Annotated in this window: 27 protein-coding genes and 1 pseudogene; 18 read left to right on the forward strand and 10 right to left on the reverse strand. The window is 42.5% G+C overall.

Features of this window, described 5'->3' with window-relative positions; all coding sequences use genetic code 11:
- A pseudogene (locus tag ABWP14_RS00005) lies at window positions 1–188 on the forward strand (Fe(3+) ABC transporter substrate-binding protein); the annotation flags it as partial.
- Between the two features lie 65 nt (window positions 189–253).
- Here ABWP14_RS00005 and ABWP14_RS00010 read toward each other — a convergent pair.
- Genes ABWP14_RS00010 through ABWP14_RS00020 form a run of 3 tightly spaced genes read right to left on the reverse strand, consistent with a single transcriptional unit; the run spans window position 254 to window position 1,932 of the window.
- Complete coding sequence (locus ABWP14_RS00010; protein WP_353200929.1) at window positions 254–1,153, reverse strand: hypothetical protein; 900 nt, start codon at window positions 1,151–1,153, stop codon at window positions 254–256.
- A 46-nt stretch (window positions 1,154–1,199) separates the two neighbouring features.
- Window positions 1,200–1,520: a 7(1) septoil knot domain-containing protein gene (locus tag ABWP14_RS00015; protein ID WP_353200930.1), complete on the reverse strand. Its 321-nt coding sequence runs from the start codon at window positions 1,518–1,520 to the stop codon at window positions 1,200–1,202.
- A gap of 37 nt (window positions 1,521–1,557) precedes the next feature.
- Window positions 1,558–1,932 (reverse strand): hypothetical protein, encoded by a 375-nt coding sequence (locus ABWP14_RS00020; RefSeq protein WP_353200931.1) that lies wholly within the window; start codon window positions 1,930–1,932, stop codon window positions 1,558–1,560.
- Window positions 1,933–2,017: 85 nt separating this feature from the next.
- Here ABWP14_RS00020 and ABWP14_RS00025 point away from each other — a divergent pair, with 85 nt between their 5' ends.
- Genes ABWP14_RS00025 through ABWP14_RS00045 form a run of 5 tightly spaced genes read left to right on the forward strand, consistent with a single transcriptional unit; the run spans window position 2,018 to window position 5,908 of the window.
- Window positions 2,018–2,968, forward strand: a complete 951-nt coding sequence (locus ABWP14_RS00025; protein WP_353200932.1) for a Bug family tripartite tricarboxylate transporter substrate binding protein — start codon at window positions 2,018–2,020, stop codon at window positions 2,966–2,968.
- A gap of 47 nt (window positions 2,969–3,015) precedes the next feature.
- Window positions 3,016–3,363: a DUF1622 domain-containing protein gene (locus ABWP14_RS00030; protein ID WP_353200933.1), complete on the forward strand. Its 348-nt coding sequence runs from the start codon at window positions 3,016–3,018 to the stop codon at window positions 3,361–3,363.
- 41 nt (window positions 3,364–3,404) lie between these two features.
- Window positions 3,405–4,385 (forward strand): fumarylacetoacetate hydrolase family protein, encoded by a 981-nt coding sequence (locus ABWP14_RS00035; protein ID WP_353200934.1) that lies wholly within the window; start codon window positions 3,405–3,407, stop codon window positions 4,383–4,385.
- Window positions 4,382–5,350, forward strand: coding sequence for a Bug family tripartite tricarboxylate transporter substrate binding protein (locus tag ABWP14_RS00040; RefSeq protein ID WP_353200935.1), 969 nt, complete (start codon window positions 4,382–4,384; stop codon window positions 5,348–5,350). The genes ABWP14_RS00035 and ABWP14_RS00040 overlap by 4 nt, the downstream gene beginning before the upstream one ends.
- A gap of 12 nt (window positions 5,351–5,362) precedes the next feature.
- Window positions 5,363–5,908 (forward strand): VOC family protein, encoded by a 546-nt coding sequence (locus tag ABWP14_RS00045; protein WP_353200936.1) that lies wholly within the window; start codon window positions 5,363–5,365, stop codon window positions 5,906–5,908.
- Window positions 5,909–6,038: 130 nt separating this feature from the next.
- On the opposite strand, the gene ABWP14_RS00050 is transcribed toward ABWP14_RS00045, so the two are convergent.
- A complete protein-coding gene (locus ABWP14_RS00050) occupies window positions 6,039–6,512 on the reverse strand; it encodes a hypothetical protein (protein WP_353200937.1) in 474 nt (157 codons plus the stop codon).
- Window positions 6,513–6,648: 136 nt separating this feature from the next.
- Here ABWP14_RS00050 and ABWP14_RS00055 point away from each other — a divergent pair, with 136 nt between their 5' ends.
- The 9 genes from ABWP14_RS00055 (at window position 6,649) to ABWP14_RS00095 (ending at window position 17,575) form a co-directional block, all read left to right on the forward strand.
- Window positions 6,649–7,530 carry a hypothetical protein gene (locus tag ABWP14_RS00055; RefSeq protein WP_353200938.1) on the forward strand — a complete coding sequence of 294 codons (882 nt, stop codon included), beginning with the start codon at window positions 6,649–6,651 and terminating at the stop codon, window positions 7,528–7,530.
- On the forward strand, window positions 7,527–8,984 hold the full coding sequence (locus tag ABWP14_RS00060; RefSeq protein WP_353200939.1) for a mechanosensitive ion channel family protein: 1,458 nt from the start codon (window positions 7,527–7,529) through the stop codon (window positions 8,982–8,984). The genes ABWP14_RS00055 and ABWP14_RS00060 overlap by 4 nt, the downstream gene beginning before the upstream one ends.
- Before the next feature lie 225 nt (window positions 8,985–9,209).
- A complete protein-coding gene (locus ABWP14_RS00065) occupies window positions 9,210–11,018 on the forward strand; it encodes a HAMP domain-containing methyl-accepting chemotaxis protein (RefSeq protein WP_353200940.1) in 1,809 nt (602 codons plus the stop codon).
- Window positions 11,019–11,060: 42 nt separating this feature from the next.
- Window positions 11,061–13,382 carry a chemotaxis protein CheW gene (locus ABWP14_RS00070; RefSeq protein WP_353200941.1) on the forward strand — a complete coding sequence of 774 codons (2,322 nt, stop codon included), beginning with the start codon at window positions 11,061–11,063 and terminating at the stop codon, window positions 13,380–13,382.
- The gene (locus tag ABWP14_RS00075; protein ID WP_353200942.1) at window positions 13,379–13,822 is read left to right on the forward strand and encodes a chemotaxis protein CheW; all 444 of its coding nucleotides are present in this window, start codon (window positions 13,379–13,381) and stop codon (window positions 13,820–13,822) included. Before ABWP14_RS00070 ends, ABWP14_RS00075 begins: the two co-directional genes overlap by 4 nt.
- Before the next feature lie 27 nt (window positions 13,823–13,849).
- On the forward strand, window positions 13,850–15,013 hold the full coding sequence (locus ABWP14_RS00080; RefSeq protein WP_353200943.1) for a protein-glutamate methylesterase/protein-glutamine glutaminase: 1,164 nt from the start codon (window positions 13,850–13,852) through the stop codon (window positions 15,011–15,013).
- A 1-nt stretch (window position 15,014) separates the two neighbouring features.
- Window positions 15,015–15,845, forward strand: coding sequence for a CheR family methyltransferase (locus ABWP14_RS00085; protein WP_353200944.1), 831 nt, complete (start codon window positions 15,015–15,017; stop codon window positions 15,843–15,845).
- 1 nt (window position 15,846) lies between these two features.
- Window positions 15,847–16,968, forward strand: a complete 1,122-nt coding sequence (locus ABWP14_RS00090; protein WP_353200945.1) for an adenylate/guanylate cyclase domain-containing protein — start codon at window positions 15,847–15,849, stop codon at window positions 16,966–16,968.
- A 55-nt stretch (window positions 16,969–17,023) separates the two neighbouring features.
- Entirely contained in the window at window positions 17,024–17,575 is a 552-nt protein-coding gene (locus tag ABWP14_RS00095; RefSeq protein WP_353200946.1) for a YqhA family protein, read from the forward strand.
- A 32-nt stretch (window positions 17,576–17,607) separates the two neighbouring features.
- Here the strand turns inward: ABWP14_RS00095 and ABWP14_RS00100 are convergent, their stop codons facing one another.
- A complete protein-coding gene (locus ABWP14_RS00100; protein WP_353200947.1) occupies window positions 17,608–19,029 on the reverse strand; it encodes an MltF family protein in 1,422 nt (473 codons plus the stop codon).
- 67 nt (window positions 19,030–19,096) lie between these two features.
- Window positions 19,097–19,774, reverse strand: a complete 678-nt coding sequence (locus ABWP14_RS00105) for a DUF1345 domain-containing protein (protein ID WP_353200948.1) — start codon at window positions 19,772–19,774, stop codon at window positions 19,097–19,099.
- A gap of 57 nt (window positions 19,775–19,831) precedes the next feature.
- Here ABWP14_RS00105 and ABWP14_RS00110 point away from each other — a divergent pair, with 57 nt between their 5' ends.
- Window positions 19,832–19,969, forward strand: coding sequence for a hypothetical protein (locus ABWP14_RS00110; RefSeq protein ID WP_353200949.1), 138 nt, complete (start codon window positions 19,832–19,834; stop codon window positions 19,967–19,969).
- A gap of 7 nt (window positions 19,970–19,976) precedes the next feature.
- Here the strand turns inward: ABWP14_RS00110 and ABWP14_RS00115 are convergent, their stop codons facing one another.
- The 3 genes from ABWP14_RS00115 to ABWP14_RS00125 are packed head-to-tail and all read right to left on the reverse strand — an operon-like array spanning window position 19,977 to window position 23,423.
- Window positions 19,977–21,674 carry a thiamine pyrophosphate-binding protein gene (locus tag ABWP14_RS00115; protein ID WP_353200950.1) on the reverse strand — a complete coding sequence of 566 codons (1,698 nt, stop codon included), beginning with the start codon at window positions 21,672–21,674 and terminating at the stop codon, window positions 19,977–19,979.
- A 1-nt stretch (window position 21,675) separates the two neighbouring features.
- Complete coding sequence (locus ABWP14_RS00120) at window positions 21,676–22,653, reverse strand: tripartite tricarboxylate transporter substrate binding protein (RefSeq protein WP_353200951.1); 978 nt, start codon at window positions 22,651–22,653, stop codon at window positions 21,676–21,678.
- Entirely contained in the window at window positions 22,650–23,423 is a 774-nt protein-coding gene (locus ABWP14_RS00125; RefSeq protein ID WP_353200952.1) for a VOC family protein, read from the reverse strand. Before ABWP14_RS00125 ends, ABWP14_RS00120 begins: the two co-directional genes overlap by 4 nt.
- 69 nt (window positions 23,424–23,492) lie before the next feature.
- Here ABWP14_RS00125 and ABWP14_RS00130 point away from each other — a divergent pair, with 69 nt between their 5' ends.
- Window positions 23,493–23,651, forward strand: coding sequence for a hypothetical protein (locus ABWP14_RS00130; protein ID WP_353200953.1), 159 nt, complete (start codon window positions 23,493–23,495; stop codon window positions 23,649–23,651).
- A gap of 2 nt (window positions 23,652–23,653) precedes the next feature.
- Window positions 23,654–25,303, forward strand: a complete 1,650-nt coding sequence (locus ABWP14_RS00135) for a gamma-glutamyltransferase family protein (protein WP_353200954.1) — start codon at window positions 23,654–23,656, stop codon at window positions 25,301–25,303.
- A gap of 78 nt (window positions 25,304–25,381) precedes the next feature.
- Here ABWP14_RS00135 and ABWP14_RS00140 read toward each other — a convergent pair whose 3' ends face one another.
- Complete coding sequence (locus tag ABWP14_RS00140) at window positions 25,382–25,783, reverse strand: cupin domain-containing protein (RefSeq protein ID WP_028818493.1); 402 nt, start codon at window positions 25,781–25,783, stop codon at window positions 25,382–25,384.
- Between the last annotated feature and the right edge of the window lie 12 nt (window positions 25,784–25,795).

Here is a 25,795-nt window from a genome sequence, read left to right on the forward strand (position 1 = left end):
CCAGTGATTCAGCGCAAGAATATTTAGCGAATGGCAATAATGAGTGGCCAGTTGTTCCTTCGGTCAAGGTAGAGAATCCGGCTCTGAAAGCTTTAGGTACCTTTCAGGCAGAAAAGGTTTCTGTGGCAGCCATTGGTAAGAACCAAATCACCGCTCAAAAGCTTTTAGATCAAGTGGGATATAAATAAAATCATTGCACCTGGTCATTTTTTCAATGACAGTAAGCTGCCATTGAAATTTTCACTCAGTCTATTTAGACCACGAACTGATGTGACACGAGCTCTGCATATTCCTTGGTGAGGAAAAAGTCAGGAGGATCATCTAATAGAGATACTGATGCCATATAGGTCGAATTAGAGTAGATGAAAAAGCGAATCTGATCATATGCCATTAATAAATTCTCTTGCTTGAGTAGCAGGGCAGTATTTTTTAGCGCGGAGAGCTGGAACAAGAATTCCCCAAACTTACTCCCAAATTTCACTTCATAAAAGTTTTTTTCATAATTAAAGGAGTCAACATTAAATTCATGATGTTGAATAAAAGTTGAAAATAATCTTTCGATCACAAAAGGTTTCATGGTGATGTTCCCATCTCGATGATAGGATCCGGTGCCTGCATAGATTGCCCCAACTTCGGTTCCATTAGCGGCTTCTTGATCCAGCAGAGCGATTACTTTGTCAACAAAGGCAAAGTAGCTATTCCAAAAGCTTGGCTTTGCAACAAAGTAATTACAGAATGCAAAAGTATTTTTATTCATGGGGGCATTGAGAGGTAATGCCAAAGAGGTTTCTAAAAACCCAATAATCTGGTCTAGGCCTGCATGCCCGCACTGAACTCCTTGCTGCCAGACATTGAAGTGCAGAGCCTCAATCCCAATCATGGGATTAATAAAGACACAGTCATAACCCTCGGAGAATTTTTGCTCTGCAAAATGATGAAATTCAGCTATTGCCAATAGCGATTTATGTGTAAATTTTCTGGAGACTAAACCCCAAGGCTCAGTTGCCTCAGGATTCGCTTTGGCAATTTGTTTGAATAACTCATACTCACGCGTGCTGTTATCAGTATTACTGCCAGCATCCCATGGAATGACGCTAGGAGAAAGGCTATTTTTTTCATCCTCACCTAGATAGGGTTGATAGAGCTTTATCATGAGTGTTTTATATAAGTCAGTATTCTAAAAGTCGATTGGTGAAAGGTCAGTACCGGCAGCGAGCATCACTTTTATATTTAGTGAAATATACAATGAGACTTGCATCGGACTTATATTTTGTATAGAAGATAGTTGCTCTGGCATCGCTTTTGTATTTTGTGAAATACCATACGCCGGGGTCATTATCTGATTTATAGGCTGTTTCATAAACAATGCAATTAGCGTCCGATTGATATTGGGTGACATAGACCTTGGCATCTGCATCTGAAGCGTAGTCTGTAATGTAAATTTGGGCAGCCTGGGCTGAGAGGCTGAGTAAAGGTAAAACCAAGAGGCTTGATCTAATCAAGAAGCTCAAGACAGTCATTTTTAGTAGATCTTGCACAATCGCCCATCCTAGTGCGTTAGGTAATGAGTTTTGGATTCAGCACTCTAATTCGTTCATCAATATAGTATCCACCGTATTCGGTATAGCGCAAATATTTGCGCCCACATTCATGACATTCACAGACATCAGAGCGCTTATATGGGTGATATTCAATCGATATCGGAGCATCTTCTGACCAAAGATTAGTGCCATGAGGATGGTATTCATCCCAGCACTCTGTAGCTCCATCTATTCTGAGAGTGCCAATTGCCTTCAGGGAATTGAGATTAAATGTGCCTGGGACGGTTTCCCAGCCATTACAAACTAGGGGTGTGCAGGATAAGCAATTCTTTTTGGAGGGAGTGGAATTCGCTATTTCAAGCAATTCACTGCGGTTTAACTCTTTAAGCATTTCCTGATTAATTAATGAGATACGATATATTCATCAAACTGTACCCGAAATTGTTTTTTTGCCTATTTTAGAAAGAACGTGCTCCATGAAACTCAAGTCTGCCTTTATTGCCCTGCTTACCACCTTCGCTATTAATGGCTTTGCTGCTTATCCAGATAAGTCGATTAAATTTCTGGTGCCTTGGCCTCCTGGCGGAGCAACAGATCAAGTTGCTCGAATTCTGGTGCAGCCACTGACTAAAGAGCTTGGCGTTTCAGTATTTGTTGAAAATAAGGGTGGGGCAGGTGGCAATATCGGTACACAGGCATTTGTCCAAGATAAGCCTGATGGTTATTCTATTTTGATGGCCACCAGCTCAACGAATGCAGCTGGCCCCCATCTATTTTCTAATCAAGGGTTTGATGTTATTAAAGACTTTACGCCCGTAGTATTGGTTTGTACGATTCCGAACGTCATGGTAGTGCCCGCCTCCTCCCCATGGAATAGCATGAAAGATTTGATGGCTGACGCAAAGCAAAATCCTGGAAAGTTTACTTATGGTTCAGCAGGTATTGGCGCATCCCAGCATTTAGCAGGAGCTCAATTTAAAACTGTGACGGGTTTAGATGTTCGACATGTGCCTTACAAAGGAAGTGGCCCAGCTGTAATCGATTTGATGGCAGGTCACATCGATATGATGCTTGATACAGGCTCACTCAACAATATTAAGGCTGGAAAATTAAAGGCTTTGGGTGTTGCTGCTGATAAGCGTATTCCTGAATTACCTAATGTACCAACGATAAGAGAAGCTGGCGTTCCTATGGTTGCTAACGCTTGGTATGGTGTCATGCTTCCAGCGGGTGCATCAAAAGAAGTCAGCGAAAAACTCAATGCCGCTTTTAATAAAGTATTAAATGATCCTGAAGTGCGAAAAAGCCTTCAATCCATTGGTGCTCAGATCGATGGTGGATCTGTCGCAGAATTTACTAAGTTCTCTCAGTCCGAAGTGAAACGCTATGAGGGTATTGTAAAAATGTCAGGCGCTCCTAGAGAATAAATTGCAAGGCGTTTATTTTTTCAAGTCTAAAATTTTTAAGAGATACTATGGATCAAACTGAAATTATCAGAACAGTAAGTGATGTGATGGATGCTTTGGGCGTCGCCGTGGTCGCCATTGGTGTTTTATGGGGCCTTCTCCTTTTCATTAAGAATTTATTCACCAACACATCGGGCGACGCCTACAAAGTATTTCGTATTCAGATTGTGCGCTCTCTAATGTTAGGCTTAGATATATTAGTTGCAGGAGATGTGATTCGTACTGTCGCCATTAGTCCAACTTTGATGAGTGTTGGCGTGCTTGGTGCTATCGTTCTGATTCGCTGTTTCTTAAGCTGGTCCTTGGCATTAGAAATTGATGGCCGCTGGCCTTGGCAGGCACCCAGAAAAGAGTAATAAAAGAATGTATTCAAAATAAAAAAGACATAGGAGATGTAATGAAATTAGCTAGCTTAAGAACTGGCGATCGTGATGGGAAGTTGATAGTGGTTTCTAAAGACCTCGCACGAGGTATCGTGGTTTCTGAAATAGCCCCCACCATGCAAAAAGCGATTGAGAACTGGGACGTGGTTGAGCCCCAGCTTCAGAAGGTCTACTCCCAATTAAATGCAGGTCAGGCAAACGGCGCATTTGATTTGGATCTCATGAAGCTGGAAAGCCCATTTCCACGTAGCTATCAATTCTTGGATGGTTCGGTTTATTTGCACCATATGGAAAAGGCCCGCAAAGCCCGAGGTGCGGAAATGCCCCCTAATTACAAAACAGAGCCTTTGATGTACCAAGGACTTTCTGATCGGTTTTGTGGTCCCACTGAAGTGATGGTATTTCCAGATGCGACTCTAGAGCCAGATTACGAGGCGGAAGTGGCAATTGTAGTGGATGATGTCCCTATGGGCACAACAAAAGCTGAGGCTGCTAGTCATATTAAGTTAGTCATGCTTTTAAATGATTACACCCTGAGATCTCTCACGAAAACTGAACTTCCAAAAGGCTTTGGATTTATGCAAGCGAAGCCTACTAGTTCATTTTCGCCGGTGGCCGTTACATTAGATGAGCTCGGTGAAATCTGGGATGGGGAGAAACTGCATTTAGAGCTAGTATCGGAGATTAACGGTAAGCGCATGGGGCAGCCCAATACTGGGAAAGATATGTTTTTTACGTATCCTGATTTAATTGCCCATGCTTGCCGCACTAGAGCGTTAAGTGCTGGTACCATTATTGGTGCTGGCTCTGTTACGAATCAAGATGAGCAGAGTGGCTTTGGATGTGTAGCAGAAGCTCGCATTCATGAGCAAATGATTCATGGTACTCCGAGTACCCCGTTTTTAAAGAATGGGGATGAAGTTTATATAGACTCATTTGATACTCAAGGGAAAACAATTTTTGGGGCTATTCGCCAGAAAATCAAAACATTATGATCAAGAAAATAATTTTTTCATTACTCATTTCTAATATCTTTATTACGGGATCTTGTCTTGCGCAAGGCGCCTATCCTGATAAGCCGATCACTCTGATACAGGGATTTGGTGCCGGTGGAAATTCCGATACGATCGCCAGAATTATTGCCCCTGGCTTATCTAAAGAATTAGGTCAACAGGTTGTTGTTGAAGCAAAGACGGGCGCGGGTGGCAATATTGCTAGTGCTGCCGTTGCGAAATCTCCAGCTGATGGCTATATCCTAATTCTATTAACAGGAGGTCATGCTGTTTCTGCTGCGGTCTATAGCAAGCTAGCTTTTAATCCAGTTGATGATTTTTCATGGATCTCTTTGGTAACTCAATTTCCATTTGCGGTATCAGTTTCCTCTGAGAGTAAATTCAAAACCCTTACTGATGTGATTGTTGCGGCCAAAGCGGCCCCAGATACGATTTCATATAGCTCTGTTGGGATTGGCTCTACCCAGCATCTTTCTGGCGAGTTATTTGCGTCTATGGCTGGGGTTCGTATGACTCATGTTCCCTATAAGGGTGGTGCTGGACCATTACAAGATGTTCTCGGTGGTAGGGTTGATGTGATGTTCGACTCTATTACAGTTACTAAAGCACAAATGGAGGCAGGAAAATTACGCGCTCTTGGAGTGACTTCATTAAAGCCCTATAAGTTATTACCTGGAGTGCCTCCAGTAGCAGAAACCATTCCAGGGTATGAGGTTACTTCCTGGACGGGGGTAGCAGCACCCAAGGGAACCAGTCCAGAAATTCAGAAGCGGCTTCAAACTGCACTCTTGAAGGTACTCGCGGATCCTGAAGTGATTGCAAAATTAGAAAATACTGGCGGCATAGTCAATACATCGATTTCTGGTAATCAAATGAAACAATTTGTGAGCGGACAGATTGCGAAGTGGAGAAAAGTTTTAGCCACCGCTGGTATAGCTCAACAATAAACTGGAGGGCGTATGCTCTGTAAACGACTTCATCACGCCGCATATAGGTGTTTAGATGCTAAAGAAACCACTCGGTTTTATACCGAAGTGCTTGGCTTGAAGTTTTCTCATGCCATGGGTGAAGATCATGTGCCATCTACCGGTGCCTATAGCCCACACATCCATATCTTCTTTCAGATGGAGGATGGTGCTTGCATTGCATTTTTTGAATGCCCCAAAGATCCAGGGAATATTAAAGATATGGAGTCTCCTGCTTGGATTCAGCATTTTGCATTTAAGGTAGAAAACATGGAGGTCTTGCTTAAAGCGAAGCAAGAATTAATTGCAAAAGGGATTGAAGTTTTAGGGCCAACGAATCATGATGATTTCATTAGCTCAATCTATTTCTTTGATCCTTCGGGGCACCGCTTAGAACTCACTGCTGATACTTGCGATGCTTCAATGCATCCTATCTTTGCAGCCGAGGCGCCTAAGGTACTAGATTTGTGGAATGAGACTCATGATTGGTCTCAAAGAGAAAAGTTATTTGGCTCGCAAGCTGGCTACAAAAGGGATTAATTAAATTTATTATGCAAACCAGTGAAACCTGCTATTGCTGCTTCATATCAATCTAGGGAGCTGATTGAATATCTGACTAAATAAAAACCCCAGCTTATGTGCTGGGGTTTTTATTGAAAGACTTGTACTTTTATTTAATGTACAGAGTATGTCGCCAAGATCCATCAGTAAGATGCTCTGTCTCAATCCAACCACCAATACCTCCAAACTTTCCAGTGCCACCAGTGATAGCACGTCTAGTACTAGTAGCCTCATCTAAGGTCGCCTTTGAGCTCGAATATTTTGCAACGCCTTGAATAACGATTTGATCTTTAGTGCCGTCATCAAAAGAAAAAACAGCAGAAGTAATCCGGTATTCCACACCTTTGTCACTAACAATTCCTGTAGTGGTCATAATCCAGTCAGTGGTGAGATTGGTTCCATCATTCGCTTTTGCGGGAAAGTGCCATAGTCTTACATCCCCAATCGATTGACCTGGTTTTCCATGATCTAAAAAGGTAGGTGCTGGTACTTCAGGATGCGTAACAATGATTTTTGTTTGCGCCAAGGACAATCCACTGAAAAAAATCGCGGTAATGACTAGAAGAACTTTAAGAATACGCATTTTGGACCTCGGTAAATAGTGATTAAACCCGACAATAGCTAAATTTAGCCTAAATTTGTATTTAGCATGATAACTATTAGTATGCCATTCATTTTGTATAAACTGCCTGTATGTTACAGATAATCCAATCTAAAAAATGAGAGATCAACCATTTGACCTACTATCTTATCTAAATCATTTTTTAGGTAGTCATGCGCTCGTCTTGGAATCGCAGCAATTAGAGAAACTTCTTGCTGGAGTTGAAAAAGAAGTGCATAGCATGCGTATTTTTTTGGAAGCTCTAGTGAATACTGATTTATGGAAAAACTGGGATCTCAATCCTAATCCATATAAGCCTATGATTCTGATGGTCGGATCAGAAATTGATCGTATTGCAATCGCTCGCAATGAGCCTGCATTCCACTCAAAAAAGCATATGATGGATGTATGTTTAATGCTTACTTATTTACTTAAACAGGAAGTAAACGCCAAAGATAATGGATCTCCGAGTCAATCTTGGGAATCGTCTTCGCTAGAAAAGTGGCAACTCTTGCTTGCTGCAGCTGCTCATGACTTGGGTCATCCTGGCCTCATTAATTCGGTTCCATTTGAATTAGAGCGGCAAAGCTTAAATTTCTCAGAGACTCTTTTATTAGAGGCTGGCAATGAGCCTTTAACAACTAAAGACATTCTAAATACGATTACACCTTGGGTTCTGGCTACAGATCATGGGCAATATAAAGCTTTGTTAGAGCGCCTTTCTCTTCCAACCACTCAGCACGAGGATTGCTTAGCGATGCTATTGGTTGAGGCGGATTTAGCTTCCAGTGTTCTGTCCATCAGGGGTAAGCTGCTGACGGATCGTCTATGTGAGGAATGGGCAGAGCCTTATCCTGAAAAATCGATTGCTCTTCGAAATCAGGTGGGGTATCTTAACTTCTTGACCAGTCTTCGATTTTTAAGTCCTCATTCTGCTGATGCTGGCATTTCTACAATCCTGCATAATTCCCTAACTCAACTTCGTTCTCAAATGCCATGAAGCTTCAATATCATATTTATTCTTTACCTAAAATAGTTTATTGGCTATTAGTAATTTCTAATATCTTTTATGCAACTTGGCTTCATATTAGTTTTGGCTCATACTTAGCGTGGGATATTTCTGACTTAGCCGATAAAAATACTGCGCTCCTCGAGGATATAGCAGCGATCTTCCAATTTGTTTTATTTGCCGTTACGGTGGATATGTCCATTCGCCACTTTGTGGTGCGCTTTAATCATGCAACTAAAGATAATCAAGTCCCGGCAATTTTGGTTCAAGCAGTAACGATTATTTGTTACGCAGTTATTGGACTGTTTGGTTTCATTGTGATGTATGACCATTCAGCCGGTCAGCTCTTAGCGGCTTCAGGTGCGATTGGTTTCGGTCTTGTTTATGTTTTACGCGAGACGATTGCTGATATTGTTGCTTGCATTCAAATTCAGTCTGATAGCTTGATCAGCATTGGGGATCAGATCCAAGTAAGGGGTGAAGGCAGCGGGTATTACGAGATTGTGCAAATGGATCGTCGTATGGTAACTATTAAGACAGATTTGGAATATGCCGTTCGGGTCCCAAATCGCCGCTTTATCAATCTTGACTTTATTAACCTCTCTAAGCAGTTAACTAAAATGGGGGCGCGCCGTGTTTTAGAATTGGATCTAGATTCTGGAAATGATGCAGACAAGGCGATTGAGCTTTTAAATCAAGCGGCAGAATACACCATTAAGAACAACCCCAATTTTTATCCTTGGTACCGTACTTTTTTAGTCAAGATCAATAACGGTGCCTACAATTTCTCTCTAGAGTACGAATGCAATCCCACAATTGATCCTTTGCATTCAAACGGAATTGTGAACTTGGCTATTGCCCGCTTCTTTAAGTTGGGCGGTATTAATATGAATTCAACCGTCGAGGTCTTTAAATCTTCAGAGATTGTTGACACCATTCAGGGCCGTCTGAAGGACGTATATCGCCTTGGTGTTCTCAAGGCTTTGACTTTAGAACAGGTCACCCGTTTAACGGATGTAGCTCAGATTGTGAACTGTCGTACTAATCAGTTATTGATTGAAAAAGGACATACTGCAGATAGTATGTATATCTTGATCGAGGGCGGTCTTGAGGTCACCATTCCAAATGATCAAGGTGAACAAGTAGTAGTTGCCACAATTTGGCCTGGTGAATGCGTAGGAGAGATGTCTTTGTTAACAGGTGAGCCGCGCTCAGCCAATGTACGCGCAAAAATCAATTCCACCTTAATCGAAATTACCAAAGCGGATATTGCCCCAATCTTTGAAAGCCATCCAGAGTTGATTGAAGAAATTTCTGGCGTTCTAGAGCAGCGTAAAGCCGCCAACCAGTTGCTCTTGAACAAGCCACTGAGGCCCGATGATATTAAAAAGAACATCAAAGTTCTGGCTAAGAAAATCCTGGGCTTCTTCTTTAACAAGGGTTAACCCGAGTCTCGGTCTTTCTTGCCTAAGCCACACCTTAATGCCGGGTCTAGACCTGGCATTTCTTTTACCCCAGTGGGAAATCCTTAAAGGGATGGCAAATGCCCATTTTTTGGGCTTAGAGCGGGGATATTGCCTTAAAAATTTGTTAGTATCTAAGCATGCTGGTATTGGCTTTTTGCCCCTTTAAAGCCAGCCTAAAAAACAAATCCAATTGGACGACACAATATGAGCTTAATGAATTCTTTTGCCAAATTAAATCTACGCACTAAATTAGTGATTGGCTTTACATCGGTAGTGACATTTGCAGTAGTGATTTCAGCGACAGCCTTTTACGGCCTTAATATGCTGCAAGAAAATACGCAAAAGATGTACGACAAGGATTTAATCGGTATTTCATTAATTCGACAATTGAATCGGGATATCAATGTGATTGGTAGAACGGTAAATCGTATGGCTCTTGCCAGTAATTTTGGCGATGATGCTGCCACTCAAAAGGGCAAAGAAGCGATTACAAAAGTGAAGACGGATTTATTAGCCAATTACGAAAAAAGTAAAGGCACGATCATTGGTCCAGAATTAAAAGCAAAGATTGATGCAGTCGGGACAATGATTACCGATTATTTTGCTCAAGTTGACACAATAACGGCTGCTCTAGAAAGTAAAGGTGGAGCTGCGGCTGCATACAAAATTATTAGCTCTAAAGAGTATCAAGATAGTCTTGCTAAGGTCATGGCTGATATCAGGGATATCTCTACAGTCAAGACTGAAGGCGCCGCTAGAAGTATGGCAGCTGCCGCCGCTGCTGCCGATAATATGAAGTGGTTGATTGGTATCATGCTAGTGGCAGCGCTCATCTTGTCTTTGATCATCGTCACTTTGGTCAATAAGTCAATTAATGACCCCATTACGAATTTGAAGAATGCTTTAGCGGATTTAGCTTCTGCAAAACTCGATACAGAAGTTAAGAACACCGACTACAGCAATGAAATTGGTCAAATGGCAAAAGCCGTTGCTGAATTACAAGTCAGTTTGCAGCACGCAGCGAAGCTAGCAGAAGCGGAGCGTGAAAATAATCGTGTCGCTGCAGAAACAACGAAAGAAATCGGTGGGATTATTTCTGCTGCAGCGGGTGGCGACTTCACCGCTGCTGTAAAGGTAGAAGGTAAAGAAGGTTTCTTCTTGGACATTTCTAAGCAAGTGAACCAACTGATTGAAACCTCTCGCAATGCTTTTAGGGCGATCTCTAAAAATGCTACAAGCTTGTCTGCTGCATCTGAAGAGTTATCGGCAGTAAGTACCCAGATGAGCTCTAACGCAGAGGAAACCAATGCCCAGGCTGGTTCCGCATCGTCTGCTGCTACTCAGGTCAGCAGCAATATGCAAACCGTTGCTACTGGTGTTGAAGAGTTAAGCGTGAGTATTCGGGAGATTTCATCCAATGCGATTGAGGCCTCAGCTGTTGCAACTCAGGCAGTGAATGAAGCAAGGCTGACTGGCGATACGATGACAAAACTTGGCGCAAGTAGCCAGGAAATCGGTAGCGTATTGAAAGTGATTTCTTCGATTGCCGAACAAACTAACTTGTTGGCATTGAACGCCACGATTGAAGCGGCCCGTGCTGGTGAATTAGGCAAAGGCTTTGCGGTGGTTGCTAACGAGGTTAAGGAGTTGGCTGGTCAAACCTCTCGCGCCACTGAAGAGATTGGCGGCAATATTGCTAATATTCAACGCGATGTACAAGGCGCGATTGATTCGATTACCTCTATCTCTGGCATTATTAATAAGATCAACGATATCTCTGGAATCATCGCTAGTGCGGTTGAAGAGCAGGCTGCTACAGCTAATGAGATTGGTCGTAGTGTTGCTGAGGCAGCTTCAGGTAGTACTGAAATTGCGCGCAATATTGATTCTGTCTCGACAGTTTCTAGAAATACGACAGAAGGCGCCAATAATTGCCAACAGGCCGCTCAAGATCTTTCTAGGATGGCCGCTGAACTGCAGAGTATGGTGAATAAATTCAAGGTAGAAGCCTGAGATCGGAAGAGATATTGAATAGTCAGTCTCTCCAATAGAGATATGGACAATAACGATCAAATCCTAGATGAGTTTTTGCTCGAGGCTGGTGAAATATTTGACCAGCTCGACCTGGACTTTGTTCAGCTAGAACAAACGCCTGAAGATAAAAAGCTGATTGGCAATATCTTTCGGGCAATGCACACCTTAAAGGGAAGCAGTGGTTTTTTTGCGTTTCATCGCCTTGAAAAGGTAGCTCACGCCGGCGAATCTTTACTCAGTAAGTTGCGCGATGGTATTTTCACATTAAATGAAGAGATGACAGATGTACTTTTAGAGACATCAGATCGCTTACGCGCCATTGTTGATGGTGTGCAAAAGCAACGTCGTGAGCCAGAGGGCGATGACACTACCCTCATTCAAAACTTAAAGTTTTTAACGGAGGGCGGTGTTGGGATTGTTAAGGCCATCACGACTCCATCTGCAGCCCCTGCTGCACCTTTAAGTCCGCTAGTGGAAGAAGTTATTGAAATCACTCAACCGGCTTTGGAAGAAACGATTCTAGAGGTCGCTGCGCAAGATCTTGAGCAAGAACTTTTAGAAGTTGTTAAAGAGGCTTCTATCGATGCTGCTGTGAATGAAGCAGAGAGCTCAAAAGAATTAGCAGCGCCCGTCAAAGTCAGTGTAGAGCTGCTCGACAAGTTAATGAATCTAGTGAGCGAGATGGTATTGGCGCGTAATCGCTTACTCTCCTTTGCCAGAACTAGTGGTGATTTGGCTTTCAACAACACCGTACGTCGTATTGATACTGTTACCTTAGAGTTGCAAGAGCGCATGATGAAAACACGCATGCAACCCATTAGCCAGGTTTGGTCAAAATTTCCCCGTTTAGTTCGCGATATCGCTCAAGACTGTGGAAAAAAAGTTGAGCTAGTACAAATTGGTGCTGAGACTGAATTGGATCGTACCTTATTAGAGGGTATTCGTGATCCATTAGTTCATATCATTCGCAACAGTGTCGATCATGGAATTGAGCAGCCTGCCGAGCGTTTAGCGAAAGGTAAGCCAGAGCTTGGTTCCGTAAAATTACGTGCCTTCCATGAAAATGGCATGGTGGTGATTGAGATTGCTGATGATGGCGCAGGAATCAATATTCCCTTGGTAAAGCAAAAAGCGATTCAGTTAGGTTTAGTAACTCCTGAGCGGGCAGAAAAATTAACAGAACGCGAGTTGATTGACTTTATTTATTTACCCGGATTTTCTACTAAGGCTGAGGTCACGAATTTATCTGGCCGTGGTGTTGGTATGGATGTGGTACGAACCAATATTCAAGAAATTGGTGGCACGGTTGATATTGCGACCTCTGCACAAGGCACTCGACTGCGCCTGAGCATTCCACTAACGCTCGCTATCATGCCTGCGGTATTTGTGCGCTCTAAACAGCAAAGCTATGCCATTCCACAGGTCAATGTGATAGAAATGCTGCGCTATGAACCGCGTGAGGGTGTTCCGGGGGTGGAAAATTTTTATGGCGTTCCTGTGTTCCGTCTGCGTGATAAATTGATTCCCCTGGTCTTTCTCAACTATGAATTAAAAGTAGATGATGTAATGCCTCCTACTGATGAGTCGCTGAATATTGTGATTGTTCAGGCTGCTGGCATTCGTTTTGGCTTAGTAGTGGATGAAGTGTTGTATATGCAGGAGGTGGTAGTAAAGTCTGTAGGCCCTCTACTAAAGGGCACGCCTGTCTATAGCGGAAGCACGATCTTGGGTAATGGGCGCGTTGCTTTGATCTTTGATATCAATGCCATTGCAGTTCGCTCTGGAATTATTGCCAAACTTGCCGATAATCAGTTCGAGCAAGATATCTCAGCTGTTTTGGGTGCAAACAATGAGTCACAGCAGATGCTGATGTTTGATCTGCTAGGTTTAGAGCGTATGGTTATTCCGCTTGAAACAGTAGATCGATTAGAAATGATTGCGGCATCACGAATTGATCGCCGTGGAAATGAGGCAGTTGTCCTCTACGGCAATAAAATCATGCGCTTAATCTCTTTGGCTCACTATGTAGAAGGGGCAACGCAAAAGAGCTTATATGGCGATGAAACAGTTCCTGTCATCGTTCATTACCACCATGACCAGCCAGTGGGATTCATAGTTAAAAAGGTACACAATATTGTGAATGTACCTACACAGGTAGTGATGGTATCACCACCTCAACGCGGCATTATGGGTAGCGTGATTGTGAATGATTCAGTTATGAGTATTCTGAATGTTCAAGAGGTTTTGAATATGTCTGGCCTTGGCCCTCACCACGAAGCCGGTATTTCTGGGGCAGATTTTGTTGACAATGATGTGATTACAATGGACCGGGAGATCAAATGAGTCGCTCCGGTTCCTACGCCACATTCTTTGTAGGCGATTTTTTCTTTGGTATTCCGATTGCTATTGGTGTTGAGGTAACCAAGGGTCAAGAGGTGACTCCTGTACCTTTGGGCCCTAAAGAAGTCGCTGGTTTTTTTAATCTTCGTGGTCAAATTGTGACGGCTATTAATATGCGGGTTCGTCTAGGGTTGCCAGCGGTAGATCATGGTAGTGATGCATTAAGTATCTTTTTTCAGGACCAAGACCATCTTTTTGCCCTCTTGGTTGATAGAGTGGGTGACTTTACTGAGGTTACCGAGAATACATTTGAAGAAACCCCCTCCAATCTGGATCCCAATGCAAGAGAGTTGATTGTGGGCGTCCATAAATTAGCCGATAAATTATTGTTGGTGTTAGATACACACAAAATAGTTTCCGGTATCAATCTGGTTCAAAGCTAGATTCTCACCCCCTTATTTTAGGAAGCAGTGGATAAAGTACGCGTTCTGATCGTCGATGATTCCGCAGTGATGCGTAAAATCATTGCTAGCGCCTTGCAAAAAGAACCTTCTATTGAGGTTGCGGGTTTTGCTGCCAATGGACTTCAAGCCATCGAGGCAGTAAAGACCTGTAATCCCGATGTGGTGACTTTAGATATTGAGATGCCAGAAATGGATGGCTTAACAGCCCTTCGTGAGATCCGCAAAGACAATAAATATTTACCCATCATTATGTTTAGTTCCCTCACTCATAAGGGGGCTCAAGCAGCGGTAATGGCCCTTACTGCGGGTGCAAGTGATTACGTTGGCAAACCGGTAAATGCCACCGGTGGGATAGACGATGCTTTTAAAGTTCTAGAAACTGAGTTAATTCCTAAAATTATTGGCTTAGCAAAGCGCGTGAAAACGCGTAAAGCAAGAGAAGGCCAAACAGCTGAGGCGCCTAAGCCTACTTCAATAACTGCTTTAAAAACGCCAACTCCACAAAAGTCCATTACACCTACTAAGACATCTCCTGCAGTAGCTTCAAAAATTGGCAAAGTGACTTTAGGAGTTTTAGCTAAGCCCGCAGAGGCTGTCTGTATTGGCGTTTCTACGGGTGGTCCTGAGGCGCTCATGCAAGTATTTGGCGCTTTCAATGCGCCCATTAGTGTGCCAATCTTTATCGTGCAGCACATGCCTGCAGATTTCACAGCATTACTTGCAGCAAGATTGAGTTCTACAGGCGTGATGACAGTAAAAGAGGCTGAAGAAGGAGAGATTGCTGAGCCTGGAATGGTATACATTGCGCCAGGCGGTTTTCATATGACCATTTCGCGGCCTGGTACTAAAACCATTATTCATTTGAATACCGAGCCTCCAGAGAATTCATGTAGGCCAGCAGTCGATGTTTTGTTTAGAGCTGCGGCAGATGTCTATGGGAGTAGCTTATTAGCAGTCATGCTCACTGGTATGGGCTATGACGGTTTAAAAGGCACTCAAGCGATCAAAGAAAAGGGTGGCCAAGTAGTTGCTCAGGATGAGGCTACCAGTGTGATTTGGGGAATGCCTGGTGCAGTGGTGCAGGCAGGGTTAGCAGATAGTATCTTGCCAATTGATAAGATCACCGACGAAATTATTTTTAGAACCCGCAAAGTTCCTGCAAGTCGCTAGCATGTCAAAAGATTACTTACCTCAGTTTTATCTCATGTTAGAACAGCAGGTAGGAATTGCTTTAGATGACACTAAACAGTATTTACTGGAATCCCGTTTGATGTCGCTCGCAGCGCAAAATGGCTACCCTGATGTTTATGCCCTAATCAAATACCTGACGCAAAACCCTATTGGAGCCATGCATTGGAAAGCATTTGAGGCTTTAACTACGAATGAAACTTCTTTCTTTAGAGATAAGCATGTATTTGAGGCGCTAAAAAATAAAATCCTGCCAGAACTGATTGAGACACGTAAAAAAGAGAAGGCCCTACGTATCTGGAGTTCTGCATGCTCTGCAGGGCAAGAGGCTTATAGCTTAGCAATGTTGTTGCGAGAAGAATTTGGACATCTGAGCGACTGGACTATTGATATTAAGGCAACGGATATCTCTGAGCTAATACTAGAAAAAGCTAAGTCAGGAATCTATAGTTCGATGGAGGCCCATCGAGGTCTTGATGCACATTACTTACAAAAATATTTCACACATACTGAAAAAGGTAGTTTTCAAGTGAAGCCCATCATTCGGCAAATGGTGAACTTTTCGCATCATAATTTAGTAGGTGATTGGCCCTATTACCCTAAATTTGATTTGATTATGCTCAGAAATGTGCTGATCTATTTCAGGCAAGATATAAAAGACAAAGTGTTACTGAAAATGCACCAACAATTGAACGGTAGTGATAGTGTTTTGATTTTAGGTGCTGCTGAATCAATTTATCTTAATAATTTATATAGCTTAGTACCCCTAGATAAGATTTCATTTTACAAACCTAATATTCCTATGAAGGTCTGATATGGAAAATCAAAACAATCCAACAGCTGTTGCAATTGATCCCGTATTTGCCGCATTTACTGTTCTTGTAGTGGATGACAGTAGAACCTTACGTAAGATATTGATTCGTGAACTGAATTCATTGGGTTTTCATAATATCTTGGAAGCAGCTGATGGTTTGGAGGCTATTGAGGTAGTGAAGTCAAAGCCTGTTGATCTAATGTTGTTGGATATGGAGATGCCTGAGCTTGATGGCTTAGGTGTTCTAGAGCATATTAAAGCAGATGAAACCTATAAAGCCTTACCGATTATTGTCATTTCTGGTGCTGATCAGTTTGAAAAAACGATTAAGTGTATTGAGATTGGGGCAGAAGATTATTTACCTAAGCCATTTGATCCTATTTTATTGCGTGCACGTATCTTTTCATCACTTGAGAAAAAGCGTTTACGTGACTTAGATAAAAAGCACTTAGAAATGCTGAATCACGAAAAACAGTTATTAGAAATTGAGCAAATGAAAACAGAAAAGTTGATGCTCAACATTTTGCCAAGGCCCATTGCAGATCGTTTGAAGCGTGGTGAGAAGAATATTTCTGGTAGTTATCCAGACGTCACAATTCTTTTTAGTGATTTAGTTGGTTTTACTAAGATGTCTTCCAAGACAACGGCGACAGAATTGGTCAAATTATTAAATGACTTATTTACCCGCTTCGATATCAGGGCAGAGGCCCTGGGGCTAGAAAAGATTAAGACAACTGGCGACGCCTATATGGCTGTGGGCGGCCTGCCGATTCCCCGGCCTGATCATGCTGCTTTATGTGCGGAAATGGCCTTAGGCATGTTTGATGATCTAAAGAGCTTTAACCAAGAAAACAGTGCTGATTTGAATATGCGCATTGGAATGAACTCTGGGCCAGTAGTGGCAGGAGTCATTGGATTTACCAAGTTTTCCTATGATTTATGGGGTAATACCGTGAATACGGCTAGCCGTATGGAGTCCACCTCTCAGCATGGTCGCGTACAGGTCTCACCAAGCACCCATGAGGCTTTAAAAGATGCTTACGACTTTGAGGATGCTGGTTTAATGGAGTGTAAGGGGCTTGGTGAAATTCGCACCTATCTGCTTGTCGGTAAAAAAGCTTAGTGAAGTCAAAAAAGCTGCTTTATTATTGTTTGGTTGTTAATTGAGAGGCGCAAATATGTCTGAACAGATGAATACCCAAGATGTTAAGTCTGACGATTCTGGTCACTTTGAAGTCTTGATTGAAAAAATCATCTTTAGAAGTCGTTGGATTTTGGCAGGTTTTTACCTGCTCCTAGTTGCAACATTATTTTTAGTTGCAATTAAGTTTGTTAAAGAGTTCGCCCATTTCGCAATGATATTTTGGTATGCATCTGAAGCGGAGTTTGTTACAGGCGTATTAGAGATTGTTGATAAAACACTATTAGGTAATTTACTTATTTTAATAATCTTCTCTGGTTATGAAAATTTTGTCTCCGTCATTGGTGCAGCAAAAAATAGCACAGATCGTCCTAAGTGGATGGGCGGAGTTGATTTTGCTGGCTTGAAGTTAAAATTGATTGGCTCAATTGTTGCCCTATCAGGTATTAATCTCTTAGCGGCATTCTTGGAGATTTCAACTACCAATAAAGAAAATTTAGGCTGGATGGTCGGCATTCATTTGACCTTTGTAGTAACTGGCCTAATCTTTGCTCTTTCCGAAAGGTATATGCATCAAGAGAGACATTGATATTGTTTATATTGAGCCAAGAATGGAGTGAACTATTGTTTCTGGGGTAGCTCCATCACTAACTTATAGGCTACAGAATATTTATAGATATTACTTACATATTGCACCGTTTCACTACCAATGCGTTCTGCAGCGATGCGCTCAACATTATCGAACCATATATTAGGATTGAGCCCACGTTTCTCTGCTTCGACACGTAATTGCTGAATTCTGCTTGGGCCAGCGTTATAGGCAGCAAAAGCAAATAGAACTTTATTTAAATCTGTCATAGGCTCTTTACTGTAATACTGTTCTATCAGGTAACGGATATATTTAATACCTGCATTGATATTGTTATCAACATTGTTAATATCACCAACTTTAAGTTCTTTACCTGTAGCAGGCATGATTTGCATAACACCGATTGCACCCACTTTACTTTTCTTATCTTGGTCCAATCGTGACTCCTGATAGCCCTGAGCAGTCATGAGTAACCAGTCAATACGGTATTGATCACTATATTTTTGAAATACCTTTGTTAAGGTGTGAAATTTCTTGAGGTCAGTAGGATTAGTTGCATTTTTAACCCACTTAACTGATTTCAGGTAGGTTTGTAGTTTCTGATTTCCAAAGCTACTACCAATCTTATTTTTTTCTGTAAAGGAATCAAGCGCTTTTTTGAGCTCCGGAGAATTTTTACGAAAACCAAAAGCAATCTCCCCATCCTTATGAAGCACCAAATTCTCTTGTATTTGGATGTTCGGAAATATAGCCTTCCAAAACTTGGCTAAATATAAATCGCTTGCAGTAATCTGAACAAGATTTGCATTTGCCATTTCTAATACATCTTCCGTTTCAAATGTACCAGGTGCGTCTTTAAGAATGATGGGTGCTTTCTTTTGTTTCACTAGATCAGCACTTAAAATCTTCAGACTTTCTGCATAACTTGTACTGGGATTAACAAATACAACTTTGCCTGAAAGGTCCTCAAGACTATTGAGCTTAGGCCCATTAGCAGATGTGACAATGACTTCTTTTACACCGCTCGCCAGAGGTATCGAGAAATCAATCAGCTTTTGGCGATCTGTGGTTACAGTCAAGTCTGCTGCAATGATGTCACCCTTACCGGCTAGCAGTTCGGGTATCAAGCGATCACGGGGCGTAGGTAGAAAGATAAACTGGATTTTTAAATGCTTTGTGGCATTTTGCTTATTAAGATCTTGTTCAAACGCGATCATCATGTCGTACATAAGACCGCGCTGTTGCCCATCCTTATCCAAAAAGTAGAGGGTTTTGTTATAGGGTAGCAAAACACGCACAATGCGTCTTTTAACCATGCTATCTAAATCACCTTTCCAAACAATTCTTTCAGATTGGATAGTGATGTGCTCGCTCGCTGGTGATGTTGCATTTAGTGGTGTTAAATACAGCAGCCCCAAAAAGAGTCCGCAGCTGATATTTCTAATAATACTCAAATTGATTCTCATGTAATTAAGCCAAATACTATAAGTTTAACTAACTTTTATCAATTAATGGCCTTCTTTATCGACTAGGTAAATCGTAAATCAGATTGATAGTCAGTACAAGTAGGGTTGTGTTGAAAACAAATGCGGTTAAGCCTTGAATCATCGCTAGGGCACGTATTCTGGAATTAGCAATATTCACGTCAGCAGTTTGGCATGTCATCCCAATAAGCATCGAAAAATATAAGAAATCAATATAGTTTGGATGGATGGTATCGGGAAAGATTAATGGTGGCTGCTTGGTTTTTTCGTAGTCTTGGTAGTAGATATGAGCATAATGCAATGTAAATGCAGTGTGAATTAAAAACCAAGAGCTAATATAGGTGAGCAATACTAGGCTGATCACTTTTGCAGTATCGGAGACCATGAGAGATTTCATATCGGTCATGATTATCACAATGATTACTAAACTAGTGATGGACCCTAGAAGAATAATCAACAGTATGAAGATTGCACCGTCGTCTTCTTTTTCTGCGAGATGAGCAATATTTTCTTTGGTGGAAAAATACATCATCAGAAAAGTCGATAGAACATATAAACCGCTTGCAATAATCCAAGATATGGCTAGACGAACCATTATTGAAGGAGTCGACGAGAGTATAAAAAAAGAGGCTACCCCAATTAGGGTAATCAGCAAGAGGCGATGGCTAGCGCTAATGTAATGCCAGTGTTGAGACCAATGGGTCGATTTCATCATAGCCTTAGTATGCTCTTAATGAGGATAATGATACGAACATGATTTAGGGAGAATATTTTGAGTAATAAAAAGTTAGACTGGAAAATGGTTTTAGGCTTATTGATCATCATTAGCGCCTGTGTAGTCACCTATCACATTACCAAAGAGCCCGAACAAAATGTCAGATTGCCTATCGCCGGGATTTATCAAGCCTAAGCTAGGATTAACCCATCCACTGACTGACAGGGGCAGCAGCATCTTGTAGTGGCTGAGAAATAATATCCACTAATGCAGGCTCACCACATTCAATGGCAGCTTTGATGGCAGCCTCTAGTTTTAGTGGATCATCAATAGTCCAGGAGCGCACTCCATAGGCTTCAGCTACTTTGGCATGGTTAGTACGATTAAAGTCTACTGAGTAATAGCGCTCGTCATACCCCGATTTTTGACTTGCCTTAATCCAGCCATAAACTGAATTTGAGATAACAATCATGAGCACTGGTAACTTGTAGCGAGTGATCGTTTCTAATTCACCTACGGTAAATCCAAAGCTACCATCACCCATCACGGCAACACATTTCGATTGTGGTCTACCGATTGTTGCTCCAATAGCGGCTGACATTGCAAACCCTAAGGCACCATGGGCTCTATTCGTAATGAAATGCCTGCCTTGAATATCGCTCATAAAGTAGGCAGAAAAATAAGGGCACGGTGTTCCAGGGTCGGCACACACAATGGCATCTTTTGGCAGCAGTTTATTGAGGATGTGAACAATTTTTTCAGGAACAATAGGCGTCTCATTGCTATTTGCTAGCTGCAGAAAGGACTCAAACTTAAGAGCTTTTGCTTTAGCCACCACTGCTTTGCCATCAATACAGTTTTGATTACGCGATTGAATATTGGCCTTCAAATCACTATAGAGCTGCTCAAGAGTGAGCTTCGCATCCCCTACCAATCCAACAGCAGTAGGGTAGTTTGCCCCAATGGTTTCAGGATCAACATCCAAATGAATAATTGGTAAAGATTTATTTGGGAAGCGCCAATTTTCAGTGGTGGTAGAGCCTGCACGACAGGTAATAAAAAAGACGAGGTCGGCACTATTGACTACATCTCGTATGGCCGTCACTCCGCCATTCGCGCCAACGACACCTGCATTCAAGGGATGATTTCCAGCAAGGCTGCCTTGGCCGCTGACGGTTGTGCAAACCGGAATATTGAGTAACTCCGCGATATTGGCTAGTATTTGCTCGGCTCCAGAATTGATGACGCCACCACCACAAATCAAAACAGGAGATTTTGCTTCCAATATGAGTTTTACCGCTTTTTCAATATCATGGCCATTGGCAACATAGCGTTGAGCTGGGTATTGACAGTGTTCTTTTTGGGCCCAGATATCACTAGTCGCAACAGGATGTTTTTGAACATCATGAGGCAAACAAATGTGAGTACTACCTGGTTTGCCGGTCGTCATTGCACGAAAAGCACTTCTCACAGCAGATGGAATCTGTTCAGCTAAGTCAATGGTGGTGTTCCATTTGGTGAGTGGCTGATATAAAGCTTGTTGATTTAATTCTGTGAGCGGAAATTTGCCACGAGAAGTGACCGGTACATCTGAGGTAATGCCTAAAACGGGGATAGAAGATTCATTTGCTTCTACTAGACCTGGAAGCAAATAGGTCGCACCACCCCCGCTTGGCCCTTCACAAACTCCAACCTTATGGGTAACTCTCGCATAGGCATCAGCCATATAACCCGCACTTCGCTCATCTCTAGTCAGAATATGTTGCATACCATGATCAAGTCTTGCTAGGGCATCATAAAAAGGCAGGCTCGTATCACCGCATAAGCCAAAGATATGCTTAACCTCATATTGCTCTAGCATTCTGACCAGAGCTTCTGCACCAGTTATTTTTTTAACCATATTAATCGTCAAGATTGAGTTTGGTAGCCTTCACAAATTGTTGCCAACGATCAAATTCACTCTTGGCATATTTATCTAGAGTAGGACCATCACTTGCTTGTACATCAAATCCACCTTGAGTGAGTTTAGTTTTGATTTCGGGATCGCTGAGGACCGCCTGAAAATCTGCTGTCAGTTTTTTAACTGTAGCTGCTGGAGTATCTGCTGGAGCAAACACGCCAATCCAAGAGTAAGCCTCAAAACCTGGGTAGCCAGATTCTGCAACCGTTGGGGTCTTTGGTAACTCCGGGAGACGTTGGGCCCCAGTTACTGCAAGAGGCTTCAGTTTATCGGCTTGGATTTGTCCTTTGAGGGCGGCATAACTTAATAGAGTCATGCTAGCGGTATTGCCTACTACTGCAGCAATTGCTGGACCTCCCCCTCCATAGGGAACATGAAGCACGAAAATACCTGCTTTACGCTTCAGATCTTCCATAGCCAATTGATTGAGAGATCCAATGCCTGTTGAGGCATAACTGTAATATCCAGGACGTTTTTTTGCGGCAACAATAAACTCACTTAAGTTATTACCTTGAACAGAAGGGTTTGCAGCAATCACCAAAGGAAAGCGGACCAATAAACTGACTCCCACAAAATCTTTGAAGGTGTCATAGGGTAGCTTGGGTTTAACAATGGGATTAATAGAGTGGTTGTCAAAGCTAATCAGTAAGGTATTGCCATCAGGCGCGGCCTTTGCTACGTGCTGTGTGGCAATTTGACTTGCGGCACCAGGGCGATTTTCTACCACCACGGGTCTACCAATTCTTTCAGCCAATTTTGATTGAATCGTTCTAGCAGTAATGTCAGTACTTCCACCGGGGGGAAATGGCACCACTAAAGTAAGAGGCTTATCGCTTTGTGCTAGAGCGGGGCTGGAGATCATTAGTGCTGCTAAAACTAAGAAGAAGGATTTAACAAATAAATGATTTGTGATTTTCATAGATGAGTCCCTAATGATGGATGAGTATGGGTAAGAAAATGATGGTCAATAATGAAGTCTACAGGATCTAAGGCGGATTGATTTAGATACACTCTCTCAATAGATACTCCTTTAGGAGAACCCTGGGCTTGAATCCAGAGATTGATATTGGGCAGAGAAATCTGGACACAATCCTGTAGAAACTTCAACTGACTATCAGCCAGCCCTAAAAGACCTTGAAATCTTGTAGCAGTCTCCTTGATATTTGGGCTAACAATCGTGATTTTTTGTAAATCCTGTGTTTTATTGGGATGCGTTAGCCATTGTTTTTGCCAAACATAGTCTGGAGTTAAGTGCTCACAAAAATAGATCCGAAGACCTGGAATAGGCTGCTCTGAAAAGCGGACTGTTTTAAATTCCACAAGCACTTTATTTCCCATGAAGTCTCCTTCACGTGATAAATCTTGTACGGGGTTTACCGCAAAGCCAGCTTCTTTAAGTTGCCGGTAGCATGCATTAGCATCGTCGGTACGAAATACTAGGGCATCTAAGCCAATGGGCTGATGAGCAATTTCTGCTCTTTGGGTCTGTTTTTCTTTTTCCCAGCCCAATAGTTCGATATAGCTAGATTTGAGCATGATGAGCCGATTGCTTGAACCTAAATTGTGGTGAGCTAGAGCCGTTAATTGAAATCCTTGGCTGGTGAATATGTTGCTGAGCTCATCAAGGCTATCTCTAGCCATAATCACCAAGTGATCAAAGAGGTATTCTGTGGATTGGTTTGAGCTCACGGGCAAGGAAATGACTTATTAAAAAATTATCATATACGATATTGGAAATACTCAGGAAGTCCAGTGAAAATGCATACAATTCGTCGAACTTTATTTTTATTTGCTCAGTTAGGTCCTGAATCTATGCCAGGTACCCCCAATCAATTTGCAAGCATGGTCGCAAGAGAGCGTGCGCGCTGGAGTACTTTAATTAAACAAGCTGAGATTAATCCTAATGAAGATCAGTAACAATGAAATTTAATTGGAATAACCCATACCCTACGATTCGTGTACCAGTGATGGGGCGTAATGTAGTTTCTACCTCCCATCCTTTTGCAGCTCAAGCAGGATTAAAAATCATTCAGCAAGGCGGGAATGCCATTGACGCAGCCATAGCAGCCGCAGCTGCTTTGATGATTGTTGAGCCAGTATCAAATGGTTTAGGTAGCGATTGCTTTGCTATTGTCTGGGATGGTAAAGAGTTACACGGCTTAAATGCTTCTGGCACTGCACCCCAAACCTGGAGTCCCGATTATTTTTCCAAAAAATATGGGACTGATGCTAGCGGCTTAGCTGATAGACCTAAGCGTGGCTGGGATTCGGTAACAGTTCCTGGTGCCCTAGCTGGTTGGGAGCAGCTACACAAACGTTTTGGCTCCTTAGCTTTGGGAGATTTGTTACAGCCCGCTATTGAGATCGCCGAAAGAGGGTATGCGATGGCGCCAATAGTTGCACATAAATGGGCTGCTGCTATCCCAGAGTTGCGCGATCAACCAGGATTTGCTCAAGCATTTATGCCCCATGGGCGCGCTCCAGAAATAGGAGAAATTTTTCGCTTTAAGGCGGCTGCGAAAACCCTTAAATCAATTGCTAAGTCCGGTATTCGTGAATTTTATGAGGGAGAGATTGCCCAAGCAATCGCTCAGCACTCTAGTAGTAATGGTGGATCGATGACTCTAGAGGATCTTGCACAGTATCGACCTGATTGGGTGGGTACGATTCAGCAAGAAATACAAGGTGTTGATGGAAAGACCTATGCCATGCATGAGATTCCTCCTAATGGACAAGGAATTGGTGCATTAATTGCCTTAGGGATTTTACAAAACTTTGATCTAGCCAGTTTGCCAGTCGATAGCGTACAGAGTCAGCATCTACAAATAGAAGCGATGAAGTTAGCTTTTGCTGATGTGTATCAATATGTGGCAGATCCGTGTGCCATGGCAGTAACGCCAGCACAGATGTTGGACCCAGCGTATTTAGCCCACCGTGCAAAACTGATTAATCCTCATAAGGCAACCCATTTTCCATTTGGCTTACCGCAATCTGGTGGCACGATCTACTTATCAGCAACTGATGAGCAAGGCCGTATGATTTCTTTCATTCAAAGTAATTATATGGGCTTTGGTTCCGGTGTAGTAGTTCCAGATTGGGGTGTGAGTTTACAAAATAGAGGATTTGGTTTCTCAATGGACCCGAAATCGGCAAACGTTGTTGCCGGAGGTAAACGGCCTTTTCAAACCATCATTCCTGCATTTTTAACTCGTAAAGAAGGTGACACATGGTTACCGCAAATGAGTTTCGGTGTGATGGGGGGCGATATGCAACCTCAGGGCCATTTACAAACCGTGTTACGGATGCTGTCTTACCGTCAACAACCGCAAGCAGCATGCGATGCACCTCGTTGGAAAGTGAATCGTGACTTCAGTCTAGATGTAGAGGCCAATATGAATGCTACTACCGTTCAGGATCTGTCAGACTTAGGCCATACGTTGAAGAAAATTGATGATCCTTATATGGATTTTGGAGCTGGTCAATTTATCTGGAGATTATCGGATGATATTGAGGACGGCTATATTGCAGCTAGCGACCCTAGACGTGATGGTCAGGCTGCGGTGTATTGATAAACTCCATCATTATTTTATTAGCTTTAAAAAACCTTTTGCCTTAGGGTAAATATAAGTTTCCATTACAGGTAGTGATTAAGAATTTCCTGTAGGCCGTATTACTCTTGCGGGGTTTTCTTCATAGGGTGGTGAGTAAATCACCAAAAGCTTTACTGGCTCATCACTAATGACCGTGAAAACATGCATTGCATCTGCCGGAAAAAAACAGGCATCACCAGGACCCATTTCACAAACCTCGCCATTGACTTCAGCACGAGCACGACCTTCTAGCATGTAGCAGACTTGTTCTATGCCAGGATGCGCATGAGGAAGCGCGCCTTTACCCTTTTCAATCGTGCCATGTAACACTTCTAACTGCTTTGCACCGACTGTTTCAGTGCCAATAATTCTGCGGTTTACTGTGCCTAAATGATTGGCTGGATGGTAGCCCTCTACCTCCCCAGCCTTGACGAAGTAACGTGATTTAGTAGCACTCATTATTTTCTCTTC

It is taken from the genome of Polynucleobacter sp., from assembly GCF_040400325.1.
Classification (GTDB): domain Bacteria; phylum Pseudomonadota; class Gammaproteobacteria; order Burkholderiales; family Burkholderiaceae; genus Polynucleobacter.

Bases quoted from the DNA above. Each gene is read 5' to 3' on its own strand.
- ABWP14_RS00020 (WP_353200931.1), bottom strand. From the start codon at position 1,932: ATGCTTAAAGAGTTAAACCGCAGTGAATTGCTTGAAATAGCGAATTCC.
- ABWP14_RS00085 (WP_353200944.1), top strand. From the start codon at position 15,015: ATGTCAAAAGATTACTTACCTCAGTTTTATCTCATGTTAGAACAGCAG.
- ABWP14_RS00025 (WP_353200932.1), top strand. From the start codon at position 2,018: ATGAAACTCAAGTCTGCCTTTATTGCCCTGCTTACCACCTTCGCTATT.
- ABWP14_RS00095 (WP_353200946.1), top strand. From the start codon at position 17,024: ATGTCTGAACAGATGAATACCCAAGATGTTAAGTCTGACGATTCTGGT.
- ABWP14_RS00065 (WP_353200940.1), top strand. From the start codon at position 9,210: ATGAGCTTAATGAATTCTTTTGCCAAATTAAATCTACGCACTAAATTA.
- ABWP14_RS00135 (WP_353200954.1), top strand. From the start codon at position 23,654: ATGAAATTTAATTGGAATAACCCATACCCTACGATTCGTGTACCAGTG.
- ABWP14_RS00130 (WP_353200953.1), top strand. From the start codon at position 23,493: ATGCATACAATTCGTCGAACTTTATTTTTATTTGCTCAGTTAGGTCCT.
- ABWP14_RS00035 (WP_353200934.1), top strand. From the start codon at position 3,405: ATGAAATTAGCTAGCTTAAGAACTGGCGATCGTGATGGGAAGTTGATA.
- ABWP14_RS00060 (WP_353200939.1), top strand. From the start codon at position 7,527: ATGAAGCTTCAATATCATATTTATTCTTTACCTAAAATAGTTTATTGG.
- ABWP14_RS00040 (WP_353200935.1), top strand. From the start codon at position 4,382: ATGATCAAGAAAATAATTTTTTCATTACTCATTTCTAATATCTTTATT.
- ABWP14_RS00140 (WP_028818493.1), bottom strand. From the start codon at position 25,783: ATGAGTGCTACTAAATCACGTTACTTCGTCAAGGCTGGGGAGGTAGAG.
- ABWP14_RS00070 (WP_353200941.1), top strand. From the start codon at position 11,061: ATGGACAATAACGATCAAATCCTAGATGAGTTTTTGCTCGAGGCTGGT.
- ABWP14_RS00015 (WP_353200930.1), bottom strand. From the start codon at position 1,520: ATGACTGTCTTGAGCTTCTTGATTAGATCAAGCCTCTTGGTTTTACCT.
- ABWP14_RS00120 (WP_353200951.1), bottom strand. From the start codon at position 22,653: ATGAAAATCACAAATCATTTATTTGTTAAATCCTTCTTCTTAGTTTTA.
- ABWP14_RS00055 (WP_353200938.1), top strand. From the start codon at position 6,649: ATGAGAGATCAACCATTTGACCTACTATCTTATCTAAATCATTTTTTA.
- ABWP14_RS00050 (WP_353200937.1), bottom strand. From the start codon at position 6,512: ATGCGTATTCTTAAAGTTCTTCTAGTCATTACCGCGATTTTTTTCAGT.
- ABWP14_RS00115 (WP_353200950.1), bottom strand. From the start codon at position 21,674: ATGGTTAAAAAAATAACTGGTGCAGAAGCTCTGGTCAGAATGCTAGAG.
- ABWP14_RS00010 (WP_353200929.1), bottom strand. From the start codon at position 1,153: ATGATAAAGCTCTATCAACCCTATCTAGGTGAGGATGAAAAAAATAGC.
- ABWP14_RS00045 (WP_353200936.1), top strand. From the start codon at position 5,363: ATGCTCTGTAAACGACTTCATCACGCCGCATATAGGTGTTTAGATGCT.
- ABWP14_RS00030 (WP_353200933.1), top strand. From the start codon at position 3,016: ATGGATCAAACTGAAATTATCAGAACAGTAAGTGATGTGATGGATGCT.
- ABWP14_RS00105 (WP_353200948.1), bottom strand. From the start codon at position 19,774: ATGATGAAATCGACCCATTGGTCTCAACACTGGCATTACATTAGCGCT.
- ABWP14_RS00090 (WP_353200945.1), top strand. From the start codon at position 15,847: ATGGAAAATCAAAACAATCCAACAGCTGTTGCAATTGATCCCGTATTT.
- ABWP14_RS00075 (WP_353200942.1), top strand. From the start codon at position 13,379: ATGAGTCGCTCCGGTTCCTACGCCACATTCTTTGTAGGCGATTTTTTC.